Below are 11534 nucleotides of genomic sequence, written 5' to 3'. Positions count from 1 at the left end.
GGGGAAACCTGCCAGGTGTGCGCCAGAACCGCGCTCCGCTACCCCCAGGATCCTTAAAACCCGGGGAAACCTGCCAGGTGTGCGCCAGAACCGCGCTCCGCTACCCCCAGGATCCTTGCGGCGCACACCTGGCAGGTGTGCGCCGCGCGGTTGGACGCCATCTAAGGATACGCTACTCCTGAAACCACCAGGCATAGCGTGCCCACGGCTGATCAGGATAGACATGTTCGGGTCGCTCGGGGTTGATGCGAACGGTCAATTCGGTACCAGCCCGCAGGTGATAGACGTTGGCATCATTGACCACCCATGCGACACGGGCTTCGTAGGGGCGGCGGTTGGGCGGTCGTACCCATAAGACGAGCGTCAATTCGGCGGCGTGGAAAAGCATCTGGTGGTTGATCGCATCCTGGCGTTCGACGCGCAGAATCTCCGCCGGCGCAACAATCGCATGCGAGAGGTCGGCTTGCATCGTCGTGCGCGCTTTTTCCGCCCGCTGCGCACGCCCTGCCAGGGCAAACCAGATCAGTGGGGCGACCCCAAACGATACGATTGGCACCGTGTACTGCATGACCAGACCCGTAGCCAGAGGTTCGATGCGCCCATCAGTGGGCAAAATGCAACGAAAACGTAAGCTTAGAAACCCCGTCTCAGGTTCAAGCCTTCCCTGACAGAGCAATGGTTCAGCCAGACGCGCTGAAACCGGCATCACAACCAGACCAACCAGACTAACGACAAAGGCGAGCATCAGGCTCACAAGCGTGCGTTTGATCAGTTGCACCATACGACTTCCCGTCTAGATTATGATAGGGAGGTTGGAAGGATCACACCACAAGCACAACGACCCGATAATCTTTCCTCAAGCGCAGAAGTCTTGCTCTTTGGTTGTATTTTGTAAACTATGTTATGAGAATTATACCAGTTCTGGTTACGTTGGGGAAGGATCATGCGGCAGAAAAACGGGTGGTCTCCTGTATAATAAGAACTATCAGGAGCATAGCCGCCCTGAACATGAGACCTCTACACTGCTGCACCCCATAGATGGGGGTTGCCATGAAGATCAAAATCACGAGAAGCGAGAAGCGTTCGAAAACCGTAAGTGCCCGTCAGGACGGCGATACGATCGAAATCCTTGCTCCGGCCCATCTTTCTGATGAAGAACTCCAGCCGATTATCGCGCATTTAACTGGCCGGATCGAGCGCCGTGCCCAAAAAGAGGCGCTTGATGATGCAAACCTGCACGCAATAGCCAGTGAACTCAATCACCGTTATTTTCAGAATGCCCTGCACTGGGCTAGCATCACCTGGTCAATGCAGCAGAATAAGCGTTTTGGCAGTTGCACCCCGATCGATGGTACGATCCGGATTTCGCATCGGCTGGCGCATATGCCCCGTTTTGTCCAGGAATATGTGGTGATGCACGAACTCGCCCATTTGCTTGAGGCGAATCACGGTGCCCGGTTCTGGAGCATTGTTGAGCAGTACCCGCTTACCGAACGAGCGCGGGGGTATCTGATGGCGGTTGGGTTGGAACAACTTGACAATGAGGCATAAGGACGTTGGTATGGGTAATGAAGCAACGGTGCTCTATTCGGTTCATGATGGTGTGGCGACGCTCACGTTGAATCGTCCGGAGGTTTATCATGCGCTCAATGCGCAGATGCACGCCGATCTGATGGCTGGCCTGGCAATGGCTGAGGATGATCAATCGGTGCGGGCGGTGATCCTTACGGGGACTGACCAGGCCTTTTGCAGTGGGCAGGATCTCCGCGAGTTTCCAGCCGAAGGCACGGTCGAGATGATTGGCGAACGCCTGCGCGAGAGTTATAATCCGCTGGTGCGCAAGCTCCAGACGCTACCCAAGCCGATTCTTGCCGCCATCAATGGGGTCGCCGCAGGGGCCGGGTTGAGCCTCGCACTGGCATGCGATCTCCGACTGGCTGGACAGCAAGCCCGTCTGGTCGTTGCGTTTGCCCGCATTGGCCTGATTCCCGACTGCGGGATGCTCTATACCCTGCCCCACCTCGTTGGGCATGCCCGTGCTTTTGAACTTGCTGCACTCGGTGGTGAACTTGATGCGACCACCGCCATGGCGTGGGGAATGGTCAATCGCGTTGTGCCTGATGAAGAGGTACCCACCGCCGCCCAGGCACTCGCCGCCCAACTGGCGCACGGCCCGGCGACGGCGATCCGGCTGATCAAAGCTGGCCTCGCCGAGTCACGGCATGCCAGCCTTGATGCAATGCTCGACTATGAGCTCCACGCGCAGCAGATTGCCGGGGCGCACCCCGATTTCCGTGAGGGTGTCGCCGCGTTTGTGCAAAAGCGCGCCGCTCGTTTTCATTAGGAGACCTATGCAGACTCTACCCTTCGGGTTGTGGGCCAGTCCGTTGACCCCACGCCAGATGGCGGCTTCGTTGCGCCTCGATGATGTGCTCTGGGATGCCAGTGGGCGGTATATCGTCTGGCTCGAGGCCCTCGATGGGCGCGGCTCGCTCTGGTGCGTTGATACGCAGCGTAACGATGCACCCCGTGAACTGACCCCCGGCGATCTTGCGGTGCGCGGGCGGGTTGGCTATGGCGGGGGCGCGTTTACCGTTGGTCATGAGTACGTTGTCTTTGCCGAAGCCTCTTCGGGCCGCCTCTGGTGCCAACACCTCAAGGGAGGTGAAGGCAAACCCATTACGCCTGCCTTTGGAGCGGCTGCCGCCCCTGCGCTTGCCCCTGATGGCAACACGGTGATCTTTGTCCATAGTTATGAAGAACAGGATTGCCTCGCCATTACGTCACTTGATGGAACCCAGTGGCCGCAACAATTGGTCAGAGGGCACGATTTTGTAATGTGGCCCTGCTGGCATCCTGCGGGTAACCGCATCGCATATGTGGCCTGGGAGCATCCCCATATGCCCTGGGATAGCTCGACCCTCTATCTGGCCGAGCTTGGCTTCGAGGGAAAACTGCCGCAGGTGCGGACGACCCGGATCGTCGCTGGTGGTGAAGGCCAGAGCATTGTGCAGCCCTGCTTTTCACCCGATGGGCAGTATCTCACGTATGGATCTGATCACGAGGGTGCGTGGCAGGTGTATCTCTACGAAGTGGCAACGGGGATCAACCGACGGCTCAGCACGGGCGAGGGTGAATATGGACAGCCAGCCTGGGCGCAGGGGTTACGCTCGTTTGCGTGGAGCCATGATAGCCAGCGGATCTATGCGCTGCGCAATGAGCGTGGCATACGAAGCATCGAGGCGCTGCCCATTGACGGTAGCCCTGCCTCTACCCTGCCCAATGCCGAGGGGTATACCTGGTTTTCACAGCTTGCCGCTTCCCCGCGCAACGACGACCTGGTGAGCCTGGCCTCGGCTTCGACCATACCGCCCCGCCTGGTCGTGCAGAACGCAACAACAACCCAAATCCTGCGCCGGAGCAGTAGCGAACTGGTGGCAAGGAATCAACTGGCCGACGTACAGTGCGTCAGTTGGGCCGCAGGAACCGCCACAATCCACGGCATGCTCTACCTGCCCCCGGGATATGCCCCGGGCGATGATGGGCCAAAACCGCCTGCGGTGATCCGCATTCACGGCGGCCCAACTGATCAGGCGGTGGCTACCTATAGCGGTGAAGTTCAATTCTTTGCGACCCGTGGCTATGTTGTGCTCGACGTCAACTATCGCGGAAGTACCGGCTACGGGCGCGCCTACGCCCAGAGTTTGCGCTACGAATGGGGCGTCTTTGACGTTGCCGATGCCATCAGCGGAGCACACTATCTTGCGCAAGAAAACCTCGCTGACGCTTCACGGATCATCATCATAGGAGGCAGCGCAGGTGGCTACACCGTGCTTGAGGCGCTCTGTCAGGCCCCGGAACTCTTTCGTGCAGGCATTTGCCGTTACGGCGTCAGCAATCTCTTTGCCTTGGCAACCGACACCCACAAATTCGAGGCGCACTACCTCGACAGTCTGGTCGGCCCCTTGCCAGAAACCGCCACGCGCTACCGCGAACGCTCACCGCTCTTTCATGCCGAACGGATCAACGCACCGATGGCAATCTTTCAAGGCAGTGAAGACCGGGTCGTGCCGCCCGATCAGGCCGAAACAATCGTTGCGGCCCTGCGAAGGCGTGGCATCCCACACATCTACCACCTCTTCGACGGCGAAGGCCACGGCTGGCGACGAGCCGAAACGATCGCAACCTACTACCGCGCCATTGACGCTTTTTTACGTCAACACGTCGTCTTTGCCGGGGCCTAAGTCGGGTTACCGCCGACAGTAAACCGTGGCAATGCGTGGGCCGCGTGCCAGCGACGCTGGCACGCGGCCCACGCGCCATTTACACCCCTTGCCCATAGATACGCTTGATCGCAACACGCACACTGGCGCGGGGCGCATCCGGTCGACGTGTCAGCCATTCCTGAGCGCGCTCAGGACCCAGGTAACGCTGCGCCAGGCGTAGACGCAGTGCAGGATCGCTCGGCTCAACAATCGCCTCGCCTTGCAACGACAGATAGCGTATGCCGTCTTCGATCGTGATGCTGATCGTCGGCGTACGGCGCAGATTGCGGGCCTTGACACTCTGATCACCAACACTAAAACGGATCACATCCCCATCCAGGAGGTACCAAACAACCGTCTGTTGAATGCTGCCATCGGCATTGAGCGTAGCGATCACCGCGTAGTGCCGTTCGTCGAGCAGCGCACGTTGCGCTGGCGTGAGCGTGACTGATGTGTTCATTGATTCGGCTTTCACTTTCGATGAAGATCTATATTGAGCGTATGTTGGCAAAGACGGCCAGCGAAACTGGCCGTCTTTGCCAACATACGCACGGTTTTTTGGCACGTTGGCAATTGCCTGCTCGTATTGTATGATCAGTTGACAATCGTTGCCAGCACATGCTGGTCAGGAAGGAGAACCATCCGATGCTCACCCTCGAAGCGCCCCTCGATATGCACCTCCATCTGCGTGAAGGGGCCATGCTCCAGGTGGTTGCCCCCCTCAGTGCTCAGGCGTTTGCCGGGGCCGTCATCATGCCGAATCTTGTCCCCCCGGTCGACACCCTTGAACGGCTTACGGCCTATCGCGAGGCGATCGAGGCAGCGGTCGTGCCCCACCGCTTCCGCCCCCTGATGACGCTCTTTTTTCGTGCCTACGACCGGGCAACCCTGGCGGCAGCACGCCCAGCGATCATCGGGGTAAAACTCTATCCCGATGGGGTGACCACCAATAGCAGCGGTGGCGTCAGCGATCTGGCGGGGGTGGAACCAACCCTGGCCTTGCTTGAAGAGCTTGGCATTCCGCTGCTGGTACACGGCGAGAGTCACGGCTTTGTGCTCGACCGCGAGACCGAGTTTCTGCCTTTCTATGCCCACTGGGCGCAACGCTTTCCTCGTCTAACGATTGTGATGGAGCATATCACCACGGCGGGGGCATTGGCGCTGCTCGATGAATATCCGAATCTGGCGGCTACGGTAACGCTGCATCATCTGCTGATCACGCTTGATGATGTCGCAGGAGGCTTGCTGGCCCCGCACCTCTTTTGCAAGCCTATCGCCAAACGCCCCGAGGATCGTGCCGCATTGCTCGCGGCAGCCTTGCGTGCCCATCCGCGCCTGATGTTTGGGAGCGACTCGGCCCCGCACCCGATCCACCGCAAAGAGGCGGCAGGATGTGCCGCCGGGGTCTTCACGGCACCGGTGATCCTGCCCATGCTCGCAGATCTTTTTGAGCGTCACGCAGCACTTGACCAACTCCAGGCTTTTGTTTCCGACAATGCGCGCCGCATCTATGGCCTCGAGCCACCGGCGAAACAGGTGCGCCTCGCACGAGAAGCCTGGCAAGTACCCGAGCGCTACGGTGACGTTGTCCCCTTCGCAGCCGGCGAAACCCTGAACTGGCAGGTCATTGAAGTTCGTTGACACCCACACCCATTCAATGAACCCGCACCACAAGGAGCGTCATATCGTCGTGCGTCGGCATACCAGCGCTAAACAACTCAACGTCGTACACAATATGATCAATCAAAGCCTCGGGGTCGAGATGCCCCCAGCGTGACAGCAGCGCTTGCAGGCGCTCAAAACCAAAGAGATTGCGCGCGTGATCATGAGCCTCGACAATGCCGTCGGTATAAAAGAGCAACGTATCGCCAGGGGCAAGCACAATCTCGACCTGCGAAAATGTGGTGTCACGCGAAAAACCCAGCGGCAACGACTGAGGGCTCGGCAGAAAATCGGTTGTTCCATCGCGCCGATAGCGCAGCGGCGTCAACTGGCCTGCTGAGGCGAGAAGCATCCGCTGCTGCTGAGGATCAACCACGGCATAGCTCACCGCCACAAAGCTAGAACGGGGGACATCATCGACCAACCAACGGTTGGTCTCGGTCAACACAACCCAGGGCGTCTCGTGGTTGCGGGCCTCTGAGCGCACCGTCGAGCGCGCCACAGCCATCAGCATCGCGGCCGGCAACGATTTGCCGCTCACGTCACCGATAATGATCCCAAGGCGCGTACCAAGATCAACCACATCATAGAAATCACCCCCGGTCTCGCGTGCAGGCAAACAGCGCGCCGCCAGTTCGACCTGTTGCACACGGGGCAACTCACGCGGAAAGAGGTTCAACTGGATCTTGCGCGCAATCTCAAGTTCTTGTTCAACCCGTGTGATCGACTCTTGATAGAGCCGTGCATTCTCGATCGCGAGGGCGGCATGGTTGGCAAAGGCGCGTGCGACCTCAATCTCACGCTCGGTAAAGATCCGCGACGTACGCGTCTGTGGATCGAGACTACGTGAATCGATATTGAGGACCCCAAGGACACGGCCCCGCGCTACGAGCGGCACGCCGAGCCACGAGCGAATATCGTTGAGGACTTCCATTGGCAGCCACGGAGCCCCACCCTCCCCTTGAATATAGACCAACGGTTCATTGCGGAGAACCACAGCCCCGCCGGCACTTCCTTCGAGAGGCAAGATAAACGGGAACAACTCTCGGTCTTGCTGGCGGCCTTTAAAGGCAACCATATGGAGATACGAGCCTTCGCGCAGCATAATCGAAGCCGTATCAAACGCAATCAGCTTGCCAAGCTCATCAAGCACCAGCCGCAACACCTCAGCAGGATCAAACGAAGAACTGAGCACCCTGGTCATCTCGCGCAGCGTATCGGCTGTCTGGCGTTGCGCCTGTTCAGCCGCAAAGAGTTGCGCATTCTCGATGGCAGCAGCAATCGAGGTTGCCACCGTCATCATCAACTCTAGTTCCTCATCGCTAAAATTGAGTGGCTCGCTAAGGCTATCGAGCGAAATCGAGCCAAAGACCCGATCACGGCTGATCAGCGGGACGATCACCAGCGCCTTGATGCCAAGCGATCGCCAGAGCTCACGGGATGCCCCGGCGAGCGGATCGTGGTCTGGGTCATTAATCACCACTGGACGGCGAGTTGTCGCAAGTCGCTGTACAATCGGGTTGTCACTCGCCTCAATCTGCAAGCCAACCAGTTGCATATCGGGGTATTCAGCCGCGACATACCCTGTTCCATCATGGTGGAGAATGACCGTCCCCGTATGATCGGCCCAGAAGAGTTGAACCAACTCGCGTGCCGCGAGATCAAGGATCTCCTGTTGATCAAGGCGTGCCGACAAGACCGAGGCCATGCGATGCACAAGGGCCATCCGGTCGGCCTGGCGCTCGGCAGCCTCGGCACTCTCACGGGCTTCACGAAGCAGACGTTCACGTTCTTGAAACAGGCGTACCTTCTGGACACCAAGGCTGATATAGCTCGCTACCTGGCTCAGAAAATCGAGTGTACCAACATCATAGCGATAGGGCTGATATGCCTGGATCGAGAGCACGCCGATCAACTCGCCATCACGCGCAACCACAGGCACACCGGCCCAGGAACGCACGTCATTGGGCGGGCCAATAGGCTCGGGCATAATGCCACGCCGCTGCAACGCTTCACGCTGTTCAATCAGATCCTGGAAAAGCAACGGCTCACGTTGCGCAAGAATCCACGTGCTCATCGAAGCGTCGGGCGGTGGTTGACCAACAAGATCGAGCGAAAACCACTCACCCTCTTCAACAAAGGCGGCATTGGTAATCAAACCACTCTCAGGTTCACAGACAATCAGCGCGAAGACATTGACGCCAATCAATTCGTGAAAGATGCGATAGGTCTCGGCGAGCATCTGATCGAGGTCATACGAGGCAGCGACGAGCTTGCCGATCTGACCAATCGCTTCGAGTTCAACAATCTGGCGTTCACGCTGACTCTGCAGGCGCACATTTTGCAGATAGAGGGCAATCTGGGCCGCGACATTCGGTAAGAACTGCGCATCACGTTGGGTAAAAACACCAGGGCACGAACTCCGGATGCTCATCTGACCAATGACCACCCCGTTCCGATCATACAGGGGCACGCCAAGCCACGCATGCACCGGTAACAACCCGGGTGGCGCGGCATGGCGAAGATGCGGGTAGGCCGCAAGTTCAACCGGCAGATCGTTGAAGCGCATCACCTGGCCGGTCGCCAGAATATGTGCAGTCAAAGAGTTCGCAGGCGGCGGCTCAAATTCCCACAACCGAGTCGTCCGCCCCTCTTCCAGCATCAGGCTATCCGTGACCACCCCGCGCTCGTGATCATAGGCAATCACCGTCAACCCATCAAGCTGGACAAAGCTCTGCAAGGCATCACGCACCGTAAAGAGCAGGTTTTCGAGCGTCGGAGCGGTCAGGGCCGCCGTACTGATCGTACCAAGGGCACGGAGTTCGGCAATCTGGCGTTCACGCTGGTCGAGCAAGCGCGCATTTTCAATAATCGTCGCAATCTGATAGGCGATCGACATCGAAAGATTGATTTCGTATGCCTCAAACGGGCGCGGGGACAATCCAAAGAGGTTCAGGGTACCGATCACCATGCCACTGATGGTTAACGGTAAAATCAATGAACTTTCGGCAGGCGGAAAGACCTCAAAGGGCAAACCAATGCCTTCATAGTGCGAGCGCCAGTTATCAGGAATCACAATTGGCTGAGCCGTATAGACCGCCTCGCGGATCGGGCTAATCGTCAGGCGCGAGTAGGTCGTCCGCTCAACATACGCATCTGAAAACCCTCGCTGCGCATAGAGCACCAGGAATTCACGGTTCTCATCGATCAAACGCACATTGCCGGCATCAAGCTGAAACAGTTCGAGCACGACATCAATCGCGTGATCGAGTAGTTCCGTGAGTGGTTTGCGCGTCACTAACCCCGCCGAGACCTCACTGAGGGCACGGATCTCTTCGGTACGGGCAGCAACCTGTGCGGCAAGCGCACGCGAAAGATTCTCCTGTTGTTCGATCAGGGCCACATTTTCGAGAGCAACGGCAATCACATTCGCCATGCGCTGCAACAGGTCAAGCGTGGCCTGGGTGTAAATGCCGACCTGATAACTTTGCAGCGAAATTACGCCAATCGAGGCCGCGCCGATCAAGAGCGGCACTCCCATCCAGGCCCGCGAGCGCTTCTCGATCTGGCCGAAGGGGACGCGGGGCAAGGCAGGATCGCGCTCATAGAGCAAATCACGATAGAGCATCGGCTGGCCAGTCCGCACAATCACCCCGGTGAGAAACCCATACTCAACCTGTTCGATATACGACACGTGGCCTTCATCGACCAGCAGCGCACACTTGAAGTATTCAGGACGGTCATCGCAAAAGGCCAGGTAGGCCGCGTCAAAATCAAAGACGGTGGCGAGTTCAGCCTGGATCGCCTGAAAGATGGCCTGAAAACTGGGGCGCTCACGGCACGTCAGGCTAATATTGTAGAGCGCTTTGAGCACACGCGGATCTCGCTCCTGCTGTAAGCGGAGCAGGCGGCGGCGGTATGCACGTTCAAGGTGATCGCGCCTGGCAGCAAGCCTGGGCATAGTGCTCTAGATCCTGATTGGTTAGCGGAAGGGCAGTTCTACAACCTCCGCAGCGACACCGGCAAGCTCAAGCCGGGTACCCACAGCAGCATAAGCGGTACGCACATACCCCAGAGCAATCAAGCCATAGCGTGGCGACAGCACAAGGCTCGTCAAGTCACCGGCCTCTTTGTCACCAACAGCAAGTTTTGCTAGCGGGATAGCTGGTTCAGCAGGCAGAGCGGGCAACGCCGCCAGGCGTAAGCCACGCAATTGTTTCGCCAGGCGCCCACGACTCTCCATACGGGCGATAATCTCTTGCCCAACATAACATCCTTTGTTAAAACTCACCGCGTCCCACAGCCCCGTCTCCAGCGGAATGTACTCCTGTGACAACTCACGCGCATAGGCCGGAGAGCCGTGTTCGACCCGCAGCACATCGTACGTTGCGGCATCAAGCGGTTGTGCGCCGGCTTCACGCAGCGCATCAGCCACCTGCGCCATCGTTTCGGGTGCGGCGAGCAGCCAGTACCCATTGCCACCAACAGCGTGTGTCCGTGTTATATATAGCGACTGATCACGCCAGGTTGTCACCGCACACCCGTGGGCAACAAGCTTATCTCCCGGCAGACCAAGTTGGGCAAGCAGCGTAGGGGCCTGCGGCCCATAGAGGGCGCATTGATCAAGGCTGGATCCGGCATCTTCAAGTTTGACCCGGTCATTGAAGAAGATATTTTTGCGGAGATGGCTGCTCAGCGCCGCCCCACGACCGGGACTGCTGATCAGCAACAGCGCATCATCAAGAGAGTAAACCGTCAAAAGATCAATAATCCGCCCGATTGGCGTCGTCAGGACGGTCGTCGTTCCCTGCCCGGGTTGCAACGCTTCAATATGGTTCGTCGAGAGGCGATGGAGGAGCGCAGCACGATCACGATCACGCATCCAGACGCGACCGTGATCAGTCGCGACCAGCAGGCTTGCGCCTTCGTAGCTAGCAGCATAGGCGCGAGGCATGGCCTCGGAAATATATGACATCATAGGGTTGCTCATCTCATCATGCATGATACCACAGGCCGCCCGGTTTTATCTGCGATCTTGCTGAAATTCATTGCCGAGCAGGCCAAGCAAGACATTGTAAGGTGGCGCATTTTCGGGATGGAGCTCGAAGCGTGCCCGCTCAAACCACTGCACCGTATACTCGCGCCCATCACTGAGCGTCTCGACCTGTGGGCCACTCAGAGGCAACCCAAAGAGCGCAAGGCTCTCGGCTTCGCTCTTGCCGGGGCGTCCATCAAACTCAAGCCCATTGGCACGCCAGAGAGCCAGGATCGCACCGCAGACATTGTGGCCCGTCTCGGCAAAGAAACGACAGCCCGGCTCTGGTGCGCTCGTTGGCAAAGCCTGCCAATCACGACCCTGTTGCACCAGCCGATCAACCCCCAGCCGCCCGAGCAACACATCGTACGGCGGCGCATTGCCTGGATGCAACTCAAGGCGATTGCGTTCAAACCACTGCACCTGCAGCGCCCGACCTTCGATCACCTCTTCGCGCTGCGGCCCCACCGGATACCCAAAGACGGGCAGGCCGCCATTCTGTTCCCAGAATGTACGTATACGACCCGCGATGCAAAAGCCCGTCTCGGGGAAACAGCGTTGATCAGCCGGCT

General features: G+C 58.4%; 8 protein-coding genes and 1 pseudogene. 4 read left to right on the top strand and 5 right to left on the bottom strand.

Annotated features, from left to right (window positions below; genetic code table 11):
- Nucleotides 1–172 precede the first annotated feature (172 nt).
- Nucleotides 173–781: a hypothetical protein gene (locus tag EYB53_RS07590; protein WP_135477606.1), complete on the bottom strand. Its 609-nt coding sequence runs from the start codon at nucleotides 779–781 to the stop codon at nucleotides 173–175.
- 269 nt (nucleotides 782–1050) lie between these two features.
- Between EYB53_RS07590 and EYB53_RS07585 the strand changes: the two genes are divergently transcribed.
- From EYB53_RS07585 to EYB53_RS07575, 3 genes are read left to right on the top strand one after another with little or no spacing between them, the layout of a single operon-like run.
- Nucleotides 1051–1551, top strand: a complete 501-nt coding sequence (locus EYB53_RS07585) for a M48 family metallopeptidase (protein WP_135477605.1) — start codon at nucleotides 1051–1053, stop codon at nucleotides 1549–1551.
- Nucleotides 1552–1561: 10 nt separating this feature from the next.
- On the top strand, nucleotides 1562–2344 hold the full coding sequence (locus tag EYB53_RS07580) for an enoyl-CoA hydratase-related protein (protein WP_135477604.1): 783 nt from the start codon (nucleotides 1562–1564) through the stop codon (nucleotides 2342–2344).
- A gap of 7 nt (nucleotides 2345–2351) precedes the next feature.
- Nucleotides 2352–4244 (top strand): S9 family peptidase, encoded by a 1893-nt coding sequence (locus tag EYB53_RS07575; RefSeq protein ID WP_167857305.1) that lies wholly within the window; start codon nucleotides 2352–2354, stop codon nucleotides 4242–4244.
- 79 nt (nucleotides 4245–4323) lie between these two features.
- On the opposite strand, the gene EYB53_RS07570 is transcribed toward EYB53_RS07575, so the two are convergent.
- A complete protein-coding gene (locus EYB53_RS07570) occupies nucleotides 4324–4725 on the bottom strand; it encodes a PPOX class F420-dependent oxidoreductase (RefSeq protein ID WP_135477602.1) in 402 nt (133 codons plus the stop codon).
- 185 nt (nucleotides 4726–4910) lie between these two features.
- Between EYB53_RS07570 and pyrC the strand changes: the two genes are divergently transcribed.
- The gene (gene pyrC, locus EYB53_RS07565; protein WP_135477601.1) at nucleotides 4911–5906 is read left to right on the top strand and encodes a dihydroorotase; all 996 of its coding nucleotides are present in this window, start codon (nucleotides 4911–4913) and stop codon (nucleotides 5904–5906) included.
- A 13-nt stretch (nucleotides 5907–5919) separates the two neighbouring features.
- Here pyrC and EYB53_RS07560 read toward each other — a convergent pair whose 3' ends face one another.
- The 3 genes and pseudogenes from EYB53_RS07560 to EYB53_RS07550 all read right to left on the bottom strand — a co-directional run.
- Nucleotides 5920–9888, bottom strand: coding sequence for a GAF domain-containing protein (locus tag EYB53_RS07560; protein WP_135477600.1), 3969 nt, complete (start codon nucleotides 9886–9888; stop codon nucleotides 5920–5922).
- Between the two features lie 21 nt (nucleotides 9889–9909).
- Nucleotides 9910–10905, bottom strand: a complete 996-nt coding sequence (gene ygfZ, locus EYB53_RS07555; protein ID WP_254150954.1) for a CAF17-like 4Fe-4S cluster assembly/insertion protein YgfZ — start codon at nucleotides 10903–10905, stop codon at nucleotides 9910–9912.
- Between the two features lie 45 nt (nucleotides 10906–10950).
- Nucleotides 10951–11534: pseudogene (locus tag EYB53_RS07550) on the bottom strand (CAP domain-containing protein); the annotation flags it as partial.

The sequence above is a fragment of the Candidatus Chloroploca mongolica genome (assembly GCF_004762035.2).
In the GTDB taxonomy this organism is placed as follows: Bacteria; Chloroflexota; Chloroflexia; order Chloroflexales; family Chloroflexaceae; genus Chloroploca; species Chloroploca mongolica.
This window is presented reverse-complemented; position numbering and strand designations above follow the sequence as displayed.